The sequence below is a fragment of the Sphingobacterium sp. LZ11T8 genome (genome assembly GCF_024261425.1).
In the GTDB taxonomy this organism is placed as follows: Bacteria; Bacteroidota; Bacteroidia; order Sphingobacteriales; family Sphingobacteriaceae; genus Sphingobacterium.
Genome location: NZ_JANBZY010000008.1, coordinates 197,687 through 219,180 on the forward strand (window position 1 = coordinate 197,687; position 21,494 = coordinate 219,180).

Sequence of the window (21,494 nt, forward strand, 5' to 3'; positions counted from 1 at the left end):
AGAGCTTCAACAAAAACCCTATGAAGAAATCCCATTTAGTCCTATTTACTTTGATCGCTATGATGCAGGCTTCTCCTGCATTTTCCCAAAAACTGCACAAACTCAATTTCAAAACTGTTGAGGAAATGTATGAGTACTTCAAGTATCAACCAGGAAAGAAGATTATCTCCGGACATCGGGGGACCATTGAGGAACAGATGCCAGAAAATTCCATTCCTTCCATGGAGGCAGTCCTAAAGCATACCTCCGCAATCTTTGAGGTTGATCCACGTTTAACCAAGGATGGCGTGCCTGTCATGGTACATGATGCCACGTTGGAACGTACGACCAGCGGAAAGGGAAAAGTAGCTGATTTCACATGGAAAGAGCTTCAGGCATTAAAATTAAAGGATCATCAAGGTAACCCTACCAAGTATAAGATCAATACATTGGAGGAGATGATCAAATGGGCAAAGGGCAAGACGGTGCTAAACTTGGATAAGAAGGATCTCCCGATGGAAATGACGGCTGAAATCATCCGCAAGCATAATGCCTATGCTTGGGTTTGGGTTACAGTTCACAATGTGGAGCAGGCCAAGTTCTATTTGGATAAAAATCCCAAACAATATCTGTCCATGCACATCAAGACAGAAAAGGATTTAGAAGCCTTTAAGGCCTCGGGGCTTCCTTACGATCGAATGATCGTTTATATCGGACCTGAGATCAAACCTTCGAACCAAGCCATGTACACTTTCTTTAAGGAAAAGGGCGTGTTATGCATGATATCAACAGCACCTACATACGATAAGTTGGCAACGGTTGAGGAACGTGCTGAAAAGTATAGGGCTGTTTTTGCAGACGGAGCAACTGTACTGGAATCAGACTTGCCGATTGAGGTCAGCAAAGCTATAAAGTAACCCAAGGTTAATTAAGTTTATAGATTTAGGAAACCGGTACTGGTTTCCTTTTTTATTTTATTATGATTCTAACGCTTATTGATAATTATAGCTGTTTAAGTGGCTGTTTGTCAGTTGTTAATAATTTTTGTTTACCGGATGAAGCAGCTTGAATAATCAGTATCTTCGTTTACTGATTATTAACACATGAGAAAACCAATTTTTTTAACCGTACTCCTACTACTGGTTTGCAGCACTGTTTTATGTGCCCAATCGGCAGTAAGCATCAGCAAGGCCAATCTACCCACTTGGTTGAGAGCAAGCCAAATGAAGCCCCAATCCATCGATTTGAATGATATCAGTATGGGCTATTATTTTGAATTGATCGAAAACCAATATAATCTGCAGAACCAGACCCATTTCAACAGGACCATCAAAGTCGTTAGCGAGGCAGCGGGAGCCGAAAATGCGGGGCAGGCGAGCGTCAGCTTTGATCCCACGTACCAGAAATTGGTTATCCATGAACTTAATGTTATTAGAGATGGTAAAGTATTAAATCGCTTGGATCTTTCTAAATTCAAGACTGTAGCCGTCGAGACTGAACTTTCGAGAATGATATACAATGGTATTTATTCCGCAGTTGCTGTTTTGGATGATGTCAGGAAAGATGATAAGATTGTGTTTTCTTATTCCTTAGTCGGTTTTAACCCCGTATTTGAAGGGAAATTTGCGAACACCTATTATTTAGAAAGTACCGAACCAAATGGTCTGTTACACCTAGTTTATATTGTTCCTGAGGGCCGTATATTAAATATCCGAAAACAAAAAGGTGCAGCAGTTGAGAAAAAGCAGGTCAAGGGTAATCTAACCTATTATTATTGGGAGCAGCCCATGAATGCGTCCGAAGAAACGGGATTGTATACACCCAGCTGGTTTGATAATACCCCTCGTGTTGAGGTTTCTGAATTCTCTACCTGGAGGCAAGTTGCAGATTGGGCGAAAAGGATCAATCCGATCCCTAATATTAAAACCGGCTCAGCCTTGGATAAGGAGGTGAAAAAACTTTGGCAAGAAGCTGGAGGAGATAGTCTGAAATATTTTGAGAAAAGCTTGGACTTCGTTCAGAACTCCATCCGTTATATGGGAATTGAATTGGGCGAACATTCCCATCGTGCTCATCTTCCTGAAGTGGTCTATAATCAACGATATGGGGATTGTAAGGATAAATCACTGTTATTGGCTTCCATGCTCAAGAGCAAGGGAATAGGGTCTTCTTTGATCTTAGCTAATACCTATCAGGACAAGGAATTGGATAAGGTGCAACCTAGTCCATTTGCGTTTAACCATATGGTCTTGGCTGGGGTAGTCGCTGGACGTTTGATTGCCGTCGATCCAACGATTAGTAACCAGGGAGGTAGCATCCTGAATCGATATTTTCCTTATTATGGTAAAGTCCTGTTTCTTGAAAATGGAAAGAAGCTTTCCGAGGTAAAAAAACCGGTAGCAACTCATGGTTCCTTTCTCAATATCATAGAGGTTTTCCAGATCTTGGATGATGGCAAAGCCAATCTAAAGGTTACAACAACATACTATGACCATGAAGCTGATGCTATCCGCTATCAACTGCAGAGTTCTGCAAAAAACCAGTTGCAAAAGGAGTATGAAGATTATTATCAAAGGGTTTATGATAAAGCGAAGCATATTAGTCCATTGACCATCGACGATGATTTGGAAAATAATATTTTGGTCATCAAGGAAGAATATCTCTTGGATGCATATATAGTCGAAGAGAATTTGCAAAAGTCTGCCCCAATGTATTCCAAGTACATTTATGATCGCCTGCCCAAAGTAGAGGAAGGGATTCTAGAGCCAATTGCCATTAATTTTCCCCTTGATGTCCATCATGAAATCAAGATTGTCAATAAGGACAATAAAGCCATAGGCTTTTTTCAACCAGAAGAAAAGGTTTTAGACCGTGAAGCATATTGGTATTCAAAAGGGCAGTATGCTGATAAGGATACGCTCAAAATTTCCATTAGTTTTCGTAATAATGATTCATTTGTTCCCATGGAGCAGTCTCAGCAGTACGTGGAGGATTTCAAGGTCATGCAAGAAGGGATGGGGTATCTTTATTTTGTTGATAATAATGGTTATTTAACAATTGGGTCAATTAATCCCGTACAATTACCTAAAATAAATTTTGGAGCTCTCTTTACGTTTTTCACCATCGTCATCGCGACGCTGATCTTTTTATTTAAGACCCATTATAAATCAAAACCAACTGGTTTTATCAACCTGTATCATGAACATACGCGAAATGATATTGGCGGTTGGTTAATCGTTCTGGCAATTAAGCTTGTCATTGGTGTGTTTTTTTTAACTGTTATGATATTCATCACACCAACCTCCATCAGTGATTCGCTATGGGCATTACTTGATAATGCAGATGATGCCTATGGTTATTTGCTTCTCTTTCTCATCGTATATTTAGTGTCTCACGCTGCTTATTTAGCATTTAATATCTATTGCTGTATTTTGTTATTTGAACGCAGGGATATCTTTCCGCAGACCTATTTTTTCGTGAATATTGCTGGAGTGGTCATCCTGATTTTTGCTAATTTCGCCATTTCACTTATTTATCCTAATAGCCTGACCTGGGGTTTTATGAACCCTGGAGATCTTTGGTCTATTTTCGTAATTATTGCTTGGTCCATTTATCTATACCTTTCAAAGAGGGTTAAGGAAACCTTTACAGTACCCTATCATAAGGATAGCTATTACTACTTAGGTGGGAGCGGAAATTCAAGTACAGAATTATCATCTGCATCAGAAAATCCATCCCCGGAAAACTATGGACCCCATCCTTTGAATAATTAGAATAGGGGAGTTTAATATGCGTTATAGGGGGTGTAATTTTTTGTTTATGTTGCGGGCGTATGCGATAATTCCCCAAGAAGGATAATGCATTTATTGTACAATACTCCCTTGATCTTGGTCCATCCTCTCATCCCATCAATCCTGGTTCAAAAAAAGCAGCACGTAAAACATGCTGCTCCAATTATTTTCAGATGGAAAGTTCTCTCACATCTCATATCTCACATCTCAAATCTAACCCCTACAGATTACTTTCCTTTTTGATTTTCCTTCTGGTCGTAATCGGTTTAGCCAATTGTTTGGCTTCATACTGTCTTTCCAGATATTTAATGATCTCTCCGGCGATATCCTTTCCGGTTGCCTGTTCGATTCCTTCGAGGCCAGGGGAGGAGTTTACCTCTAAGATCAATGGTCCACGTGCTGAAGGTAGCAAATCCACACCCGCCACGGTCAATCCCATAGCACGGGCAGCTGCAATAGCAGTTTCCCTTTCTGTCCTGGTTAATTTAACAACTTCAGCGGTACCGCCACGGTGTAGGTTCGAGCGGAATTCGCCTTCTTTGGCCGTTCTTTTCATGGCACCTACAACCTTGCCGTCTACTACGAAAGCACGGATATCGGTACCTTTAGCTTCTTTGATATATTCTTGGATCAAGATATTGTTTCCGAGTCCGTAGAAAGCTTCAATTACTGATGAGGCAGCTTTTTTAGTTTCGGCTAATACAACTCCGATCCCTTGCGTCCCTTCCAATAATTTGATGACCAATGGAGCACCTCCAACCATGGAGATCAGGTCGTCCACATTTGAGGCTGTCCTGGCGAAACCCGTGATCGGTAAACCAAGGCCAGCACCTGAAAGGATCTGCATGCAGCGCAGTTTGTCCCTTGAGCGAGTGATCGCTTGGGACGGGTTGGCTGAAATGACTCCCATGACCTCAAACTGGCGGACAATTGCCGATCCATAGAAGGTTACTGAAGAACCAATTCTAGGGATGACAGCGTCAACCTCTGCAATATCTTGACCTTTATAATGAATGGATGGTTTTGCTTGTTGTATGCCTACATAGCATTTGCTATGGTCGATCACTTCGCATTCGTGACCTCTATTTATGGCGGATTCTACCAGTCTACGGGTAGAATATAATGACCTATTAGTCGATAATACAGCTATTTTCACAATTCTTTATTTGTTAAACAGATAACGATGTTATGAGTTTTATATGATGTTTGTTGCTAAGTTTTTTTTAGATACATCGACCAAGAATTTCCCCGTAATAAAATTACGTCCCAATAGCATGGGGTAGGACATGGCGGATCGATTTCGAAAGGACAATTTGATATCATATAGCTCGTTAAACATACGAATCTTGGTCAAAAAGATATAGCGTATCTCCGATTGTCCAAAAGAACTTTTTACTGTCCTTTCTCTGTGTACAGGGAAAGTCAGTTTCAGGGTTTTTTCACTGTCTTCGTTGGGCCTGATATAGGCGGTAATGTAAAGGTGGCCAGCTTTTTTTACCACTTCCACTTCTTCGCAATGTAGAACAGAGGTTTCAGCGCCGGTATCCGTCTTTGCGTGAATATTGTATAGACCTAGTTCCGGTAGGTCAATGGTTTCTGTTCTGCCAATGGTTTTTTTACCTCTCACTGCCTAGTCTATTCGTATACAAATTCTCCAAAAGGTGAACGGATGGTCACTTTTTTCTTGTCTGCAGCTTCCACACGACCAATAATCTGGGCAGGGATACCAAAAGATTCAGAGATCTTGATGATATCAGCAGCGATTTTCTCAGGAACATAAAGTTCCATACGGTGACCCATATTGAATACTTTATACATTTCTTGCCAATCGGTGTTGGATTCTTTCTGGATCAATTCAAACAGTGGCGGAATTGGAAAAAGATTGTCCTTGATGACATGAACATCGTCTACGAAATGCAGCACCTTTGTCTGAGCACCACCTGAACAATGTACCATACCATCAATCTGGCTACGGTATTTGTCCAAGATCTGTTTGATCACCGGTGCATAAGTGCGCGTAGGCGAAAGTACTAATTTTCCGGCACTTACTTCTTCTCCTGTTTCAGTTTTAACCATGTCAGTCAATGCCTTACCTCCAGCAAAGACTAAGTCATAAGGAACAGCAGGGTCAAAACTTTCAGGATATTTCTCGGCAATGTACTTACTGAACACGTCATGGCGGGCTGATGTCAGACCATTAGATCCCATACCACCGTTATATTCTTTTTCGTAAGTAGCCTTTCCATAAGATGCTAAACCGACAACCACATTGCCACCTTTGATCTTATGATTAGAAATAACATCTTCACGCTTCATGCGGCAGGTCACGGTGCTATCTACGATGATAGTCCTCACCAAATCGCCCACATCAGCTGTTTCTCCACCTGTAGAGTAGATGCCGATACCCAATTCACGTAATTCAGCAAGGATTTCCTCGGTACCATTGATGATTTCGGCAATCACTTCACCTGGAATCAGGTTCTTGTTTCTGCCGATGGTCGATGAAAGAATAATATTGTCAATAGCCCCAACGCATAATAGGTCGTCCAAGTTCATGATAATGGCATCTTGCGCAATGCCACGCCAAACGGATGCATCTCCGGTTTCTTTCCAATAAACATAGGCTAAGGAAGATTTTGTTCCGGCACCGTCTGCATGCATAATGTTGCAATATTGCTCATCAGCTGCTAGAATATCTGGAACAATCTTACAGAAAGCTTTCGGGAATAATCCCTTGTCAATGTTTTTGATTGCGTTGTGTACATCCTCTTTCCCTGCGGATACACCTCGTTGGTTGTATTTTAAATCTGACATCTTGCTGCAAAAATAAGCAAACCTCCCGATTATAGCGAAAAATTTTCGTTTAGAGAGGTTTGCAATTCGACATCTTCCTTTTAATGCCCGATAATCATAGTTGACAGAAGCTTCCTGAGAACTGTAAATACCTTAAAAACCTTATTCCGAGATCCCTTTCGGGTCGTAACCATTGTCCTTGACCTTGATTAATTGATTGAACAAATGCAACATGAGTGTATCTGTCCTTGGATCTTCCTTCAGGTATTTTTCATTTTCCTTATCGGTTGCAATGAGATTGAACAATTTATCGTTCATGAAATAATACCGTACCTCGCCCGCCTTTTTGGTTTTGTCCATGTCAAATTTCGGGTCTATGATATGTGTATTGTAATTGTACTGCTGCTCAAATACGAAAGACAGCTTATCATCCTTCAGGTACATGTCCTGCAAGGAATAACCACCTTCACCATAGTTCCTCGCCTTGATAAGTTCTAATTTGTTGTTCTTGAAGTAATATGTGGCCACACCGCCTTCAGTTGACTCATGTACTTGTGCAGAGTCTATTTTATCCCAATCTTTGATAGCATTGATCCTTTCAAAGTTTTCTCGGACCAGCAATGTCGAATCCGTGCTTGCTGCCACTGAACTGTCATTCCCATCCGTATTTGCTACCAAACTGCTATCTGAAAGTGTATTCCCTGAATTTTTATTTCCTTGGCAAGCGGATAAAGCTAGGACCGCTGCCAGTGAACATATTGCTAGTTGTTTCATATAATTTTTTAATAGTCTGCCTATGGAAGTACAAAAATAATTCCAAGGATATGCAGCAACAAAAAAGCCCTTCGTATGAATTACGAAGGGCTTTTGTATCAGTCTGAGCTTAATTTTTTTTATTAATGTTTGAAGTGACGAACGCCAGTCGTTACCATAGCAACTCCTTTTTCGTTGGCCATATCAATTGACAATTGATCTTTGATTGATCCGCCTGGTTGCAAAACTGCTGTTACACCAGCTTCTCCAGCAATTTCAACACAGTCAGGGAATGGGAAGAATGCATCCGATGCCATAACGCTGCCCTTGATTTCAAAACCGAAAGATTGTGCTTTTTCGATCGCTTGCTTCAATGCATCTACACGTGACGTTTGACCAACTCCTGAAGCGATCAAGGTACCATCTTTAGCGAATACAATAGTGTTCGACTTGGTGTGTTTAACAATCTTGTTTGCAAAGTATAGATCTTTCAACTGTTCTTCACTAGGTTTTACCTCCGTTACAGCAGTCATCTGTTCAGGACCTTCTACGGTATTGTCCTTATCTTGTTGGATTACTCCGTTCAATAGAGTTTTGAATTGCTGCGTAGGTAATTTAACCTCTTTGCGGCGAAGGATAATTCTGTTTTTCTTAGCAGTCAAGATCTGTAATGCCTCTTCAGTATAGGAAGGAGCGATCAAAACTTCAAAGAATAGGTTGTTGATTTCTTCCGCGGTTGCTTTATCCACTTCGCCATTGGTAATCAATACGCCACCGAAAGCTGAAACAGGGTCACAAGCTAATGCTGCTTCCCAAGCTGCCTTGATAGTAGGTCTTGAAGCTACTCCACAAGCATTGGTATGCTTAAGGATAGCGAAAGTAGGTTCGTTGAATTCATCGATAATGGCTACAGCAGCATCTACGTCAACCAGATTGTTGTATGAAAGCTCTTTACCGTTCAATTTATCGAACATAGCGTCAAGGTTACCATAGAAAACACCTTTTTGGTGTGGATTCTCTCCGTAACGAAGAACTTGGGCATTTTGTTCCGATTGTTTGAATACGTCTAGAGACTCTTCTTGATTGAAGTAATTGAAGATAGCAGTATCGTAATGCGAAGAAGTATTGAATGCGCGTTTAGCGAATGATTTACGTTGTTCAAGAGAAGTTGCACCTTCTTGAGCCGCTAAGATTTCTTCCAGTTCGGAATAGTCGTTTTTCGAAGAAATAATGACTACATCATTGAAGTTTTTTGCCGCAGCACGGATCAATGAAATACCACCGATGTCAATCTTCTCGATAATATCTTGCTCTGAAGCACCAGAAGCTACAGTTTCTTCAAATGGGTAAAGGTCTACGATTACTAAATCGATCTCTGGGATTTCGTATTCCTCTAATTGTTTTTTGTCGTCTGCCAACGGACGGCGAGACAAAATTCCACCGAATACTTTCGGGTGAAGCGTTTTTACACGGCCACCTAAAATGGAAGGGTAACCGGTTAAATCTTCAACACGTTCTACTGGGATATCTAAATCACGGATAAAGGACTCAGTACCGCCAGTGGAATAAAAAGTAACTCCGAATTTGTTTAGTAGTTGAATTAGAGGTGCAAGGTTATCTTTATAATAAACTGAAACCAATGCATTTTTAATCTTAACAGGATGATTCATTGCGTTTTGTTTGGAGCCGCAAAGATAATTATTTAAAATATAATTTTCTTGAATTTTATTACTTAATTAAAATGCCTCGGCTAAACAGTTTTAAATTATTAGTATATTGGATTATCCAATTCTAAAACAAAAAATTGACCATGAAAAATCACCTTATATTTCTAATGACCTTGTCCCTCGTTCTCATCGGTTTGGGCGGAATTGCTCAGGAAAACATTGGCGCTAAAGAGACCAAAGTCAGTTCCCCTATCGTTGCAGCAGACAATACGGTAACCTTTAATTTGGTTGCACCTGACGCAAAAACTGTTTATTTGACGGGAAATTGGATGGTTCAAAAGCCGCAAGAACTGCCTAGGGTTGCAATGAAAAAGGATGCTTCTGGGCTATGGTCGGTTAGACAGGATAGTTTAGGGTCAGACCTATTTCTCTATAATTTTATTGTTGATGGCGTGCGCATAAATGATCCTTTGAATGTATACCAGGTGAGGGATGTGGGTAGTGTCTTCAATTACTTCATAACCAATGATGGAAATGCAGATTATTATAAGACCATGTCCGTGCCTCATGGTTCCATGATCAAGCAGTGGTATCCCTCTCGGATCAATAAATCCGAACGTAGAATGACTGTTTACACCCCGCCAGGTTATGAGTCTTCCAAGGAGAAATTTCCAGTGCTGTATTTATTGCATGGAATGGGAGGGGATGAAGATGCATGGCCAACCCTCGGTCGGGTCGCGCAGATCATGGACAACCTGATTGATGAAGGTAAGGTTGTGCCGATGATCGTAGTGATGCCTAATGGCCATACCAGCAATTCAGCGGCCCCTGGTTTTTCAGAAAAGGGAGAGTATAATATCGAGTTTTTTACGCCCGATGTAGGTTCGGGGGATATGGAATCCAATTTTGATGAAGTCATTAACTTCGTGGAGTCCAATTATAGGGTCATTAAGAATAAGAAAAACCGTGCAATAGCTGGTCTGTCCATGGGCGGATCCCATGCTATGTTTATATCCAGTTTTTATCCGAACACCTTTGGATACGTAGGTTTGTTTTCCGCCGCCTATAGAATCAATGATAAGATAAAAAGAGAGGTCTATGATAAGTTTGATGAAAATCTGCTGAAACAAAAGGAAAATGATTACGAAATATATTGGATAGGTATGGGAGAAGATGATTTTCTTTATGACACTGGAGCTGATTTTAGGAAGAAGTTGGATGGGATAAAATTGGATTATATTTACCATGAATCCAAGGGTGGTCATACTTGGTCTAATTGGAGGGATTATTTAGTGGAATTCGGTACCTTCCTCTTCCGAGATTTCGATTAGACTAGGAGCAATAATATCCTAAGTAAAATAAGAGTTTTTTGATAGGAAATCTTTGGGTTTCAGTTTGACCTCATTCGAGACACATTCGGAAAATTCGGAATGTGTCTCGAATGAGGTCAAGTTGTATCCTAGGAAATTTTGAGTTTAATGGAATGCTGGATCAGGTCTCGAAGATAATGAAAAAGGAGCTGTTCCTAAGGTAGCTCCTATATTATATTTTATGATTCTAAGCTTAGTAATCCTTAGTTGTATTTTTTCAACAGGTTCTCGATTACTTTAGGGTAATGTGCGTGTTCAAGTTGTTGGCCATTGAACTTTAGTATTTCCAAAGTATCTCCTGGCTCTACCCGGAAGCGTGCCTGATGAATGATCTCTCCTTCATCGAAATTTTCATTTACAAAGTGAATGGTAATTCCGTGTTCGTCTTCACCGGCTGCCAATACTGCTTTATGCACTTTATCCCCATACATGCCTTTTCCGCCAAATTTTGGCAATAGGGCAGGATGTATATTGATAATTTTGTTTGGAAAGCTTTTTAAAAGGTTTTCAGGCACTAACCACAGGAATCCAGCTAATACTACTAAATCAATTTCAAGTCTTTTTAACAAGTCAACGATTTCATCTGTTTGGTAGAAGTCGTGCTTATCAAAAACATGCGTAGGGATTTCGAAATTATCTGCACGTTGTAAAACATATGCATCTGGGTTGTTACTTAGGACTAAGGCAACTTCGGCGCTGTCAGAGTATTTAAAATGCTCCATGATCTTTTGAGCATTCGATCCAGAACCAGAAGCAAAGATAGCAATACGCTTTTTCACAGTGTGTTATCGTTTGAAAATTTAACTTTAATTTTTCACAAATATAGCTGATTTTTTCCAATAAAGGGCGGTTTGACCTCCATATTGGGGTATTTTTTGTTAGATTTAGGGACATTAAGCTCAAATTATCAGGTTATGAAGAATATTATCTTAGTCCTATTGACTGTTTTTGCAACCGTTAGCTTGTCGGTAGGGCAGGTTCCGGAGAGGATGCCTTCATTTTCCAAGTTTAGTGATATGAATACGGGGGCGAAGTTTACTTCTGACTCATTAAACCGTAAGCATACCCAGGTATTTATCCTTTTTGATCCTGGCTGTGGGCATTGCCAAGAGCTTGGTCAGGGCATTGCCGAGTCCTTGGGTAGGATTCGGGATGATGTAGATTTCTACTTTATATCCATGCAGGAAAAACCATTGGTGGATGGGTATATCAATATGTTTGCAAAAGGTTTGCGAAATGACAAGCGTGTCAGATTCCTCTACGATCCTGAAGGCGAATTTATTTTAAGTTTTAATCCCAAAAATTTTCCTTCGACCTATATCTATGAGGCCGAATCTCTACAAATAATCAAACAATTTGACGGTGAAAACCGTGTAGAAATGCTACTTCCGTACCTTCAAAAACAGGACTAGAGCATTAAAAACCTTATATTTCCTATATTTTACTTTATATTTCTAAAATTTTCCTAATAAAATAAAGTGATATTACTTATTTAATTGTTTTCATATATTTACATATTGAAAGTTTTTAAGGAAAAAACTGTCCTTGATTGGTAGTAGATAGTAAATTCTAACAAAAAGGATCTTGGTTTTGGAGATAACATAGATGCAGGCAACGATTTGTGCGAATGTGAAGACCTAAAAGAAAGCTGAAATCAAATTTTAGAAACATTTTTGAACAAACAATTGATGATATTTGAATTTTACGGGGCGATAAATTGCTGGAAATGAATGGTATTTATTTCTTTGGGGGTAATTTAACTCAAGGTTCGTATAAGTGGAAAATATATTTTCAAGCCGCATTAAACATTTTCAAAATTCTTTAGTCTTTGCGAATATCAGCCAGTCGATAATAAAATATTGTAATGGCCAAGAAATTACAATTGGGGTTGAAGTATACATTTATTTATGATTAACATTTATAAGGAATTAGCTTATCGCGATAAGGAATCTTTTATGGCGGTAGAAACTTTGATTATGTCACTTGATTTAGGACCTCAGAAGCAATTGGTGCTGAGCCAATTTCCGAACTGGGTAAATATTGCCAAGGATTATATCAAAGAACATTGGAATAAACACATCACTCTGGAAGAGTTATCCAATCTGTGTGCGGTTCATAAAGTAACAATATCGAAATATTTCGAAAAATATGCGGGTAGTACAGTACTCCTTTACCAGCGGAAAATTAGGATTATTCGAGCAGTTGAATTGATGCATTTTAGCGGTTATTCGCTAACAGAGATAGCTTTTTTGTGTGGTTTCTCGGATCAAAGCCATTTTACGAGGTACTTTCGTCAAATGATTGGATTCTTGCCTAAGGAGTTACAGAAGAACTGACGCTAATATCGTTCTATTTTAAATTTTAAGCATAGGTTTATTTTGTAACAAGCGAATAAAATCAATTGTTTAACATGAAAATATTACAGGGAAACCGACTGCCAAAACCAAATGGACATTATAGTACAGCCATAGTATCAAATCATTTTCTGTTTGTGTCGGGTCAGTTGCCCATATCGGCAGATGGAAAACATCACGAACAAGATGATTTCGAAAGTCAATTTACTGTTGTATTTCAGAACATTGAGAATATTCTATTAGCTTCTTCGAGCAGTATGTCGAAGATTGTCAAGGTTACAGCCTATGTCTGTGATGTGAAATATTGCCCCCAATTCAATGCTCTGTTTGCCGATTTTATTGGTAAACATAAGCCTGCCCGGACAGTTGTTCCGGTTGCTGAATTACGTCATGGATATATGCTCGAGGTAGACTTGATCGCAGAAGTTTAGTGTTGCACACATTTATTAAACCCGTATATTCCTTTTCATTCGAGTAATTGAGTTTTGTAGCGTCCCTGAAGGAAAACTAGTTTATTTTCTTTCTTAGGAAGTTCCGGATAAGGTTAAAGATGAAAAAGCGATTGGTTTTTTTCTTCATTTTATCTCCAATGTAAATTTTTATCCCAGGATGGATCTTGAAATTGGAATGTAAATCAATAAGAGAACTAAACAATGAAAAAGGGAGGTTTCCACTGGAAATCTCCCTTTATTTTTATTTTATCTAACGCCAGTTAATTTTGGCGATTGGCATGGTGAATCTAAGTGTTAAAGCTAATACTCAGCAAGGTTATTTCGTAGAAAGTACTTTTTCCAATAAAGCCGTGCCTACCTTTCCCAATTCATTGCTTGAGTTGGAAAGCATAATCACCACCGATTTTTCATCGGGTACAAAACCTACAAATGCATTTGAACCAGCTGTTGCTCCAGTATGGTGGTAGTATATAACGCCATCCAACATGTTCATGTGCCAAGCCAGACCGATGTCACTGTTAGGTGGCACGAAGAAGGTGAACTGTTTGGTCAGGTTCATGGCTTTTTGAACATCAGTTTCCGGGTAGGTCAATTGTGCAATGGTATATCGTAGAAGGTCATTTACACTTGATTTCAGGGATCCTGCTGCGGTTATGGCCTGGAAGTTCCAGAAAGGAACCTGTTGGCCTTCTCCATCAAATGGTGGAGCGATGTTTTTTTCCTTCGGGTTCAATTTATCCGTGCTGTTTGTCATTTCTAAGGGGGTCAAGATCATTTCCTTGACCATGGTCATATATGGCTTTTTCGAAATGGTCGATAAGAGCTCGCCCAATAAGCCATAGCCTAAATTGCTGTACTCGTAGACCGTTCCTGCCTCTTCTTTGGATTTGAAGCCTTTTAGGAATGCATACAGTGCTTTTTTATCGTATGCAGCATAGGGATCACTGCTGGAGAATTTAGGAACCTTATTCCAGTTATCTGCAAGCCTTGGAAGTCCTGAGGTATGGTTTGCCAACATCTTGAACGTGATTTTTTGCACATCAGGATTTTGAGCTACGGAATCTGGTAGAAATTTTGCGATGCTGTCTTCCAGGGAAATAATTCCTTTATTGACCATCTCTGCCAATAAGGTAGCCGTAAAAGTTTTAGTTACCGAACCGATTTCATATAAGGTATTGGCATCAGGAAGCGTGTTGTTTCCCGGAGTGGTTTCACCATAGAAAAATGTATTGATCTTGTTTTGATGAATGACAGCAACCGCAAGGGAATGCGCATTTCCATTTTTCGCATAATTGCGTGCTACCGAGTCGATGTATTGATCCAAAGGACTTTTAGCTTCTACATTGGAAAGGATTTCTTCCTTTTTTGGTGCCTCATCAGGGGAATAAGGTTTTATTAAAAAGGTATTGTACCTCATGTTGGAGTCAATGGCAAGTTGCATGGTCAGGGTTTCCTGTTGCAATTCCACTTTATAGGTTGCCAATCCTCTGCTAAACCCTGTTTTAGTCACATTCTCGATGCGGCCTAGGATAAAAAGATTATCCAGTAATTCAGCCATCTTTTCCTTGCTGATGTGTTGTTTAAAATCATCGCTGGCAAGATTGTAGATGGAGTCAACTTGCTGGGAATTGAAGAAAAATTCAATTCTATTGAATACGGCTCTGTTGTTATTCTCCTCAACCGTCTGGGCATTCACAGTGCCCAAACAAGATAAAACTAGGATAATGAGGAGGTTGATCGCTTTAATTCTCATGCCCAAAAATACAAAACAAATTATAAACCTATAACTTGCTTTAATCTTGCATAGCCAGACTTGCTGATATTGACCTTTTCACCAGTTAGGAGGGTGGCAATATAGCTGTCCTTTTCCATGGGTTCTATCTTTTGGAGTTGATCGACTTTTACGATAAAGGAACGGTGGACCCTGACATATTGTTTAGCATCCAGTTGTTTCTCAAAGGAGCTCATGGTCTTGTTCTTTAAGAACATGCCGTCAGGGGTATGGATTTTCACATAATCATCATAGGCTTCCAGGAAATTGATCTGTTGGACCGGGATAATCTTGATTTGGTTACCCGTTTTAACCACGATGCGTTCCAAGGAAGTATCCTCTTCCATGGATTCTTGGAGCTTGGCAGAGTCTATTTTTGGTGCTTGATGGCTATTGAAAGAGGCCTTGAATTTGTCAATAGCCTTTTGAAAGCGATCCGGTCGAATTGGTTTCAACAGATAGTCCACGGCGTTTTTTTCAAAGGCCTTGAGTGCATATTCATCAAAAGCAGTCGTAAAAATGACATGGGGCTGGTTGTCCAACAGTTCCAGCATTTCGAATCCGGTCAATTTAGGCATTTGAATGTCCAGGAACACCAGATCAGGTTGGAATTGCTGTATAGCCTTTACGCCTTCGAATCCATCGTTGCATTCGGCCAATACTTCAAAATCTGGGTGTTCTTTTAGATATTCCAGGACCATGCTTCTTGCCAATGGTTCGTCGTCTATAAGGATTGTCTTTATCATAGTTGAGGGATTCTTAGGGTGGATATAAATGTATTTCCATCGACAGCTGTTTCCAATAGGTCAGTCCTGCCAAAAAGGAGGTACAGTCTTCGCTGAATGCTGGTCAAGCCAAAGCCAGTTCCTTTTTTCTGTTCAGGTTGATCCTGTTCGAAGGGATTGCTGATTTGGATGGTCAACATATTGTTTTCTAAATGGATACTGGTTCTAATGGTTACTTGGTCCGTGACATTGTAAAGGCCGAATTTAATGGCGTTTTCTACCAATGGCTGCAGGATCATTACAGGGATCTTGCCATTGAGTACGCTTTCATCATAATCAAATTCGGTGCTCAGTCGATGTCCGAACCTTACTTTTTCAATATCCAAATATAAGCTTAAATGATTTATTTCTTCTTCTACGGTGGTAAACTGTTTTTCATCCTTTCTCATGGTACCACGAAGGAAGTCTGAAAGTTGGAAGACCATGTTCCGGGCTTCCGTAGGTTTGCTGCCGATTAAGGCGATAATGGAATTTAAGCTATTGAATAGAAAGTGGGGTTGTAGTTGCTGTCTTAAATTGTAGAGCTCGGCATCGCGAACCATGCGCTCACTTTCGTCTTTTCGTCTTTTGTTGAATACGAGTTCTTCCTGGATATTCCAGAAGATATTGATGGTCATGACGCAAGTGATGATCAAGAAGTTGATCACAAAGCGAAACGGAAGGCTAAAATCTAAATAGACCAGGTTTTCATCGGGGGAAAGCTGAATAATCAAGATGCGGATGATGAGAACACTGATAGCTGAGAAGATTGCGGCCATGGAAAAAAGCTTCCAATAGTTCTTGTTGTTCGGAAGATAGAACTGGAGGGTACTATAGATCAGATAGGAGATTCCGGTCATGGTCAAGGCGCCAATGACTGCATCGTAAGCAGCAGTGACCTTGGCAATGTTTGACCAAAGCAAAAGTCCATAAACAATAAGGAAATATAAAACACAAATAATCCACGAGGAGGCATGGATTACATAGCGTTTGGATTGTTCACTAATGGGTTTTTGCATGCCTTAAACTAACTGTTCTTAATGGTTAATCCTCCGAATAGGGATGTGCCAGTGATATAGATCTTTTTGTTTTCATCCGTAACGACTTCGATCATGGGTCTTCTGTCGTCTACCTCTCCAAAAATAGAAGATACGTTGGAATAGACTTTCCAATTGGTTGGGACGATGATTTTGGTGCTTCCAAACAATTGGAAGGTATCTATCACAACAGGTTGTTTCAGATCTGCCTGTAGAAAGTTCAACTGAGTGCTTCCAAATACCGATGTGATATTGCCACCCAAGAAATTTTTGCTCAGGATGACCTTTTTGGTGTCACTGAAGAAGTTGTCTACTTTCAGGTAGTTTTCGAAATCGGGCAGGAATTTTCTTCCGTATGGCCTATGCTCAGTACCGGTGGCCTGAGCATAGGAGTCGTTAGGGTTTTGGGTACCAGGGTTAGTTGGTCCTTCTGTATTTCCTTGATAGTCTTGGTTTACGCGTTTGTCCCAGTCGTACTCATCGTTGCGTGGAGGAGTCGTTGGAGGCAATTGCGGGGTGCTTTTGTTACGATTGATCAAGTAGAAGCCCAGTGCAATAGCAGCAGCAGGGATCAAGAACCTACCTAAGTGGATATCCAATTCGTTCTTTAGTAAGAATACTGAACCGATAATGATCAGGACGATAGAGGATTTCTTTTCAAATTTTGAATTGACCCCGATTACCAGACCGATGACGATCAAGATGGTTTCCCATCCGAACATCCAATTCGGGATGATATTGCCCATGTTCAGGTTTTTGAATAGGATGGCTACTCCTAAAAAAACAATGATAAATCCGACTAAGTTGGAAGATTTGTTGTTTTTAGGTGGCTTTTCGTAATCTGTTTTCGTTGTTTGATTATTCATGATATTGTTTCCTTTTGAATTAGTTTACTCAAAAGTATAGCGAATATAAGCATAGCCACAGAGCAAATAGGTCTCTTGGGCATTTTTTTCGGTGAATAACTGTATTTAATCGGTAAAAATCCGAATTCAATTTGCGATCTCTTCAAATCTGGTGCAAATTTTTAATTATTATAATAATAATTTTTAAATAAAATTTGGATGATTGAAATTAAATATTATATATTTATGACTGAAAATAGAGGGTTAAACTTAAATTTTATATTAATCTAATGGGAGATTTTGACAATAAAGAGCGTGAAGAGGTATTTTCAAAAAAGGTGAGAGCGGGCAAACGTACTTATTTTTTTGATGTGAAAGCCACTCGCTCGAACGACTATTATGTGACAATTACAGAAAGTAAAAAGCGTTTCGAAGACGGACAGTTTATTAAACACAAGATCTTCCTTTATAAAGAAGACTTTGAAAAGTTTGCAGAAGGCCTTCAGGATGTAGTTGAATACATTAAAGCTAACCAAGAAGTTGTTGAAAAAAGATATGAGCCAAATCAAGACGAAAATGGTTTTGAGAACAATGGCGAACTAGTACAAAAAGACAATTACTCTTTTTAATTTAGTTTTGAATACATAATTAATGGGCCACTAAAATTTAGTGGCTCTTTTTTATTGGCAGCTGCATCGGCTTTGCAATTCCATTATTGACGGACAGCATGATGCTCTACATGATAATCCCCCAATAATATCCGTTTGACCCCATTGTATTTTATGCTATCGATTTCGTTAAATATGTTACAGGTATTATTTAACTAGATCGGTTAGAATTTCCTATTTTCGAAGATTTATTGAAACAAATTACTAATTACGAAATCATATGAACAAGTTGTTTTCAGCGGCTTGTCTTACGCTGTTTATCTTGTCGACAGCAGGGGCAGAGGCACAAACGAAAAAATTATCCTATGAACAGGCTTGGAACCAAGCACCTTCATTAACCAAGACGATCAGTCGTTTTGAAGGTTGGGCCGATGCCAATCATTATATAGAAAGGGCAAACAATCAGCTCTTCAAAGTCAATGTAAAGACTGGGAAAAAAGAAAGTTACAGCTATCATGTGAACAGCTCGACGCAGGTTTTTGTAAAGGACAAGGATGTTTTTATCCAATATCCGGAAGGAGAGGCCAAGAAATTGACGAATTCCCCGGACGTGGAAGAGCAAAATCCAACCCTGTCGCCTGACGGTAAATATGTAGCTTTTACAAGGAAAAGCGATTTGTATGGTTTGGAAATATCCTCTGGTAAAGAGGTTCGATATACCACAGATGGAACGGACGTAATCTACAACGGTTGGTCTTCTTGGGTCTATTATGAGGAAATCTTAGGTCGCCCAACCAATTATAGGGCTTTCTGGTGGTCTCCTGATAGTAAGGAAATTGCTTTTATGCGCTTTGATGACAGCAAGGTTCCCATGTTCCCGATCTATGTTTCGAAAGGTCAGCACGGCTACCTCGAAGAAACTCGATACCCTAAAGCAGGCGACCCTAACCCAGAAGTAAAGGTAGGATTTGTGAAAGTTGAGGGTTCTCCAATCGTTTGGGCAGATTTCAACGAGAAAGATGATCAATACTTTGGACAGCCTTACTGGAGCTTTGACAGTCAATCGATCATGGTGCAATGGATGAACAGGGAGCAAAATACCTTGAAGTTCTATGCAGTGAACCCTGATAATGGACAAAAAACGGAAATCTATAATGAGGAACAGCCAACATGGATCAATTTAGACCATGATGAGCGAATCACTTATTTGGCAGATAACAAACACTATATCCTGAAATCGGATAAAACGGGATGGGCACATTACTACCTATATACCTTGGATGGTAAATTGCTGAACCCTATTACACAGGGGGATTGGCAGGTGACTTCTATTGAGCGTATCGATGAGAAAGGTAAAGTTCTTTATTTTTCTGCGAGAAAAGAAAATTCAGCGACCAAGGATCTATATAGAATCGGTTTTGATGGCAAAAATATGCAGCGTTTGACCTTTGGTGACTATACGCACAATGTATTGGTGTCGCCAGATGGAAAATATTTCATCACGAACTATTCCAATATCCACACGCCAAATAAGGTTGCCCTTTTGGATAACAAAGGAAAGGTTTTGAAAGAATTGGCGGATAGCAAAGCTGATGATTATGCAAACTATAAAGTGGCAAAACGCGAGTACATGACTATCCCCTCGGAAGATGGGAAGTTTAATCTTCCATTGATCATCACTTATCCTACGGATTTTGACGAAACGAAACAGTATCCTGTAATCATGAGTATCTATGGAGGCCCTGATGCGGGTACCGTGAGAAATACCTGGAAAGGTGTGAATGGTGAATATTGGTCTCAAGAAGGGATCATTCAAATTGAAGCGGACCATAGGGCTTCTGGCCATTTTGGAAAACAGGGTGTGGCATGGATGCACAGAAACTTAGGAAACTGGGAGCTGGTGGATTATATCACCGTTGCCAAATGGTTGAAAGCTAAGACTTTTGTAGCTAAAGATAAATTGTTGATCACCGGACATAGTTATGGTGGTTACATGACCTGTCTGGCGTTGACCAAAGGTGCCGATTACTTTGACTACGGTATTGCAGGTGCACCGGTGACGAGTTGGGAATTATATGATACCCATTATACCGAGCGTTGGATGGATACCCCTCAATCTAACCCTGAAGGATATAAAAATGGTTCTATTTTGCCTTATGTAAATCAATACAAAGGTAGGTTGCGTATCATGCATGGCGATATGGATGATAACGTGCATATGCAAAATACCATTCAGTTGGTGGATGCATTGACCGATAGGGCGGTTCCATTTGAACTGATGATCTATCCTGGAAGCAGACATGGATTCAATCGTTCGAAAAGCGCTTATGATTTCAAGGAAAGAACAAGGTTTTATTACCAATACCTATTGGACAAACCTGTTCCAGAAAATTTAAGGTAAGAATTGTCGATAAAAGGCTAAGAATATAAAATCTTAGCCTTTTTTTATAACATATAGCGCTTCAAAAAAATTGATTCCACCGAAAAAATTATCATATTTGCAATATTATTTATGCCATGCTAGATTTTCTAAAAGACATTACATTTAAAGCTAACGACGTTGTTTTAAGAGCAATAGATATCCTCATGAGGAATTATATTTCTATCGCTGGGCTATGTTTTTTAATTTTTGTAACCTCTAACCTTTCATCTTTTCTAGCGATGTATTTGGATTCTTCGAATCTGATCGTGAAAGTGCTTTTGTTGCTGCTGTTTGTGGCTATCTATTTTGGTCTGCAATTGGTGCTTTTAAAGAAGGCTATTTTCTTGGCTAAAGATGAGAAAAGCCATGGCTTGATGGACTACCTGCCGACCATGTCTCAATTTTGCTATTACATCTTGGGATTATTGCTGTACAGTTTGATCGCATTTGTGGTTTACATCGTTATGTATGTGGCATTATTCCCTCTATTGTATTTAGGTGTGAACATGAATACGGTTCAGACCGAGATTCACCCATTCTTGACAGGTGTAATCATGTTGTTCGTATTGATCAGGACCACTTTCTTTCCATTCTTCATCGTGGAGAATGGCTTCAATACCTTTAAGTCATATCGGTTCAGTCTGGCGATGACGAAGGGGAATGTTTTGAGGCTATTGGCCATTATCTTTATTATTGCATTCACTCATCTACTACAATTAGGTACTGAATACATGGGGTATTCCCTGGTTTCAAAGATCTTGAGTCTTATCAATTCCTTTGTGATTATTCCTGTGGTCAGCGTTGTTATGTCAATTGTGTATATTGACATGATTAAAGCCTATAAGGGCAGTTCTGATCCTTCCCTTATGGATAACATTATATAAAATC

Annotated in this window: 19 protein-coding genes; 9 read left to right on the forward strand and 10 right to left on the reverse strand. The window is 39.7% G+C overall.

All coding sequences use genetic code 11. The annotated features are described in order from the left end of the window. Window positions 1–20 precede the first annotated feature (20 nt). Both NLF99_RS17605 and NLF99_RS17610 read left to right on the forward strand, forming a co-directional pair. A complete protein-coding gene (locus tag NLF99_RS17605) occupies window positions 21–896 on the forward strand; it encodes a glycerophosphodiester phosphodiesterase family protein (RefSeq protein WP_254529838.1) in 876 nt (291 codons plus the stop codon). A 186-nt stretch (window positions 897–1,082) separates the two neighbouring features. After that, entirely contained in the window at window positions 1,083–3,752 is a 2,670-nt protein-coding gene (locus tag NLF99_RS17610) for a DUF3857 domain-containing protein (protein ID WP_254529841.1), read from the forward strand. Between the two features lie 238 nt (window positions 3,753–3,990). Here the strand turns inward: NLF99_RS17610 and rimK are convergent, their stop codons facing one another. The 5 genes from rimK to purH form a co-directional block, all read right to left on the reverse strand. Next, entirely contained in the window at window positions 3,991–4,926 is a 936-nt protein-coding gene (gene rimK / locus NLF99_RS17615) for a 30S ribosomal protein S6--L-glutamate ligase (protein ID WP_185210464.1), read from the reverse strand. A gap of 39 nt (window positions 4,927–4,965) precedes the next feature. Beyond that, window positions 4,966–5,397, reverse strand: a complete 432-nt coding sequence (locus NLF99_RS17620) for a RimK/LysX family protein (RefSeq protein ID WP_254529843.1) — start codon at window positions 5,395–5,397, stop codon at window positions 4,966–4,968. Window positions 5,398–5,405: 8 nt separating this feature from the next. Beyond that, entirely contained in the window at window positions 5,406–6,584 is a 1,179-nt protein-coding gene (locus NLF99_RS17625) for an AIR synthase related protein (protein WP_254529845.1), read from the reverse strand. A 141-nt stretch (window positions 6,585–6,725) separates the two neighbouring features. Beyond that, window positions 6,726–7,337 carry a hypothetical protein gene (locus NLF99_RS17630; RefSeq protein WP_185210461.1) on the reverse strand — a complete coding sequence of 204 codons (612 nt, stop codon included), beginning with the start codon at window positions 7,335–7,337 and terminating at the stop codon, window positions 6,726–6,728. Between the two features lie 122 nt (window positions 7,338–7,459). After that, the gene (purH, locus tag NLF99_RS17635; RefSeq protein ID WP_254529847.1) at window positions 7,460–8,986 is read right to left on the reverse strand and encodes a bifunctional phosphoribosylaminoimidazolecarboxamide formyltransferase/IMP cyclohydrolase; all 1,527 of its coding nucleotides are present in this window, start codon (window positions 8,984–8,986) and stop codon (window positions 7,460–7,462) included. 140 nt (window positions 8,987–9,126) lie between these two features. Here purH and NLF99_RS17640 point away from each other — a divergent pair, with 140 nt between their 5' ends. Continuing rightward, window positions 9,127–10,314, forward strand: a complete 1,188-nt coding sequence (locus NLF99_RS17640; RefSeq protein ID WP_254529849.1) for an esterase family protein — start codon at window positions 9,127–9,129, stop codon at window positions 10,312–10,314. 242 nt (window positions 10,315–10,556) lie between these two features. On the opposite strand, the gene purN is transcribed toward NLF99_RS17640, so the two are convergent. Further along, window positions 10,557–11,132: a phosphoribosylglycinamide formyltransferase gene (purN, locus tag NLF99_RS17645; RefSeq protein WP_185210444.1), complete on the reverse strand. Its 576-nt coding sequence runs from the start codon at window positions 11,130–11,132 to the stop codon at window positions 10,557–10,559. A 135-nt stretch (window positions 11,133–11,267) separates the two neighbouring features. Here purN and NLF99_RS17650 point away from each other — a divergent pair, with 135 nt between their 5' ends. The 3 genes from NLF99_RS17650 (at window position 11,268) to NLF99_RS17660 (ending at window position 13,138) form a co-directional block, all read left to right on the forward strand. Next, the gene (locus NLF99_RS17650) at window positions 11,268–11,765 is read left to right on the forward strand and encodes a hypothetical protein (protein WP_254529851.1); all 498 of its coding nucleotides are present in this window, start codon (window positions 11,268–11,270) and stop codon (window positions 11,763–11,765) included. A 495-nt stretch (window positions 11,766–12,260) separates the two neighbouring features. After that, window positions 12,261–12,689 carry a helix-turn-helix transcriptional regulator gene (locus tag NLF99_RS17655; RefSeq protein WP_185210442.1) on the forward strand — a complete coding sequence of 143 codons (429 nt, stop codon included), beginning with the start codon at window positions 12,261–12,263 and terminating at the stop codon, window positions 12,687–12,689. Window positions 12,690–12,763: 74 nt separating this feature from the next. Continuing rightward, on the forward strand, window positions 12,764–13,138 hold the full coding sequence (locus tag NLF99_RS17660; protein ID WP_185218191.1) for a RidA family protein: 375 nt from the start codon (window positions 12,764–12,766) through the stop codon (window positions 13,136–13,138). A gap of 337 nt (window positions 13,139–13,475) precedes the next feature. Here NLF99_RS17660 and NLF99_RS17665 read toward each other — a convergent pair whose 3' ends face one another. Genes NLF99_RS17665 through NLF99_RS17680 form a run of 4 tightly spaced genes read right to left on the reverse strand, consistent with a single transcriptional unit; the run spans window position 13,476 to window position 17,597 of the window. Beyond that, on the reverse strand, window positions 13,476–14,912 hold the full coding sequence (locus NLF99_RS17665) for a beta-lactamase family protein (protein ID WP_254529853.1): 1,437 nt from the start codon (window positions 14,910–14,912) through the stop codon (window positions 13,476–13,478). A gap of 20 nt (window positions 14,913–14,932) precedes the next feature. Further along, a complete protein-coding gene (locus NLF99_RS17670) occupies window positions 14,933–15,676 on the reverse strand; it encodes a LytTR family DNA-binding domain-containing protein (protein ID WP_185210439.1) in 744 nt (247 codons plus the stop codon). Then, on the reverse strand, window positions 15,673–16,713 hold the full coding sequence (locus NLF99_RS17675; RefSeq protein WP_185210438.1) for a sensor histidine kinase: 1,041 nt from the start codon (window positions 16,711–16,713) through the stop codon (window positions 15,673–15,675). The genes NLF99_RS17670 and NLF99_RS17675 overlap by 4 nt, the downstream gene beginning before the upstream one ends. Before the next feature lie 8 nt (window positions 16,714–16,721). Beyond that, complete coding sequence (locus tag NLF99_RS17680; RefSeq protein ID WP_185210437.1) at window positions 16,722–17,597, reverse strand: LiaF domain-containing protein; 876 nt, start codon at window positions 17,595–17,597, stop codon at window positions 16,722–16,724. A gap of 269 nt (window positions 17,598–17,866) precedes the next feature. On the opposite strand from NLF99_RS17680, the gene NLF99_RS17685 reads away from it, so the two are divergent. The 3 genes from NLF99_RS17685 to NLF99_RS17695 all read left to right on the forward strand — a co-directional run bounded on the left by NLF99_RS17685 (window position 17,867) and on the right by NLF99_RS17695 (window position 21,490). Then, window positions 17,867–18,205 carry a DUF3276 family protein gene (locus NLF99_RS17685; protein WP_093098970.1) on the forward strand — a complete coding sequence of 113 codons (339 nt, stop codon included), beginning with the start codon at window positions 17,867–17,869 and terminating at the stop codon, window positions 18,203–18,205. Window positions 18,206–18,464: 259 nt separating this feature from the next. Then, on the forward strand, window positions 18,465–20,585 hold the full coding sequence (locus NLF99_RS17690) for a S9 family peptidase (RefSeq protein ID WP_254529855.1): 2,121 nt from the start codon (window positions 18,465–18,467) through the stop codon (window positions 20,583–20,585). A gap of 260 nt (window positions 20,586–20,845) precedes the next feature. After that, entirely contained in the window at window positions 20,846–21,490 is a 645-nt protein-coding gene (locus NLF99_RS17695) for a hypothetical protein (RefSeq protein ID WP_254529857.1), read from the forward strand. Window positions 21,491–21,494 lie beyond the last annotated feature (4 nt).

Bases quoted from the DNA above. Each gene is read 5' to 3' on its own strand.
- NLF99_RS17680 (WP_185210437.1), bottom strand. From the start codon at position 17,597: ATGAATAATCAAACAACGAAAACAGATTACGAAAAGCCACCTAAAAAC.
- NLF99_RS17660 (WP_185218191.1), top strand. From the start codon at position 12,764: ATGAAAATATTACAGGGAAACCGACTGCCAAAACCAAATGGACATTAT.
- NLF99_RS17695 (WP_254529857.1), top strand. From the start codon at position 20,846: ATGTATTTGGATTCTTCGAATCTGATCGTGAAAGTGCTTTTGTTGCTG.
- NLF99_RS17685 (WP_093098970.1), top strand. From the start codon at position 17,867: ATGGGAGATTTTGACAATAAAGAGCGTGAAGAGGTATTTTCAAAAAAG.
- purH (WP_254529847.1), bottom strand. From the start codon at position 8,986: ATGAATCATCCTGTTAAGATTAAAAATGCATTGGTTTCAGTTTATTAT.
- NLF99_RS17650 (WP_254529851.1), top strand. From the start codon at position 11,268: ATGAAGAATATTATCTTAGTCCTATTGACTGTTTTTGCAACCGTTAGC.
- NLF99_RS17665 (WP_254529853.1), bottom strand. From the start codon at position 14,912: ATGAGAATTAAAGCGATCAACCTCCTCATTATCCTAGTTTTATCTTGT.
- NLF99_RS17690 (WP_254529855.1), top strand. From the start codon at position 18,465: ATGAACAAGTTGTTTTCAGCGGCTTGTCTTACGCTGTTTATCTTGTCG.
- NLF99_RS17605 (WP_254529838.1), top strand. From the start codon at position 21: ATGAAGAAATCCCATTTAGTCCTATTTACTTTGATCGCTATGATGCAG.
- NLF99_RS17670 (WP_185210439.1), bottom strand. From the start codon at position 15,676: ATGATAAAGACAATCCTTATAGACGACGAACCATTGGCAAGAAGCATG.
- NLF99_RS17675 (WP_185210438.1), bottom strand. From the start codon at position 16,713: ATGCAAAAACCCATTAGTGAACAATCCAAACGCTATGTAATCCATGCC.
- NLF99_RS17630 (WP_185210461.1), bottom strand. From the start codon at position 7,337: ATGAAACAACTAGCAATATGTTCACTGGCAGCGGTCCTAGCTTTATCC.
- NLF99_RS17610 (WP_254529841.1), top strand. From the start codon at position 1,083: ATGAGAAAACCAATTTTTTTAACCGTACTCCTACTACTGGTTTGCAGC.
- NLF99_RS17655 (WP_185210442.1), top strand. From the start codon at position 12,261: ATGATTAACATTTATAAGGAATTAGCTTATCGCGATAAGGAATCTTTT.
- NLF99_RS17640 (WP_254529849.1), top strand. From the start codon at position 9,127: ATGAAAAATCACCTTATATTTCTAATGACCTTGTCCCTCGTTCTCATC.
- NLF99_RS17625 (WP_254529845.1), bottom strand. From the start codon at position 6,584: ATGTCAGATTTAAAATACAACCAACGAGGTGTATCCGCAGGGAAAGAG.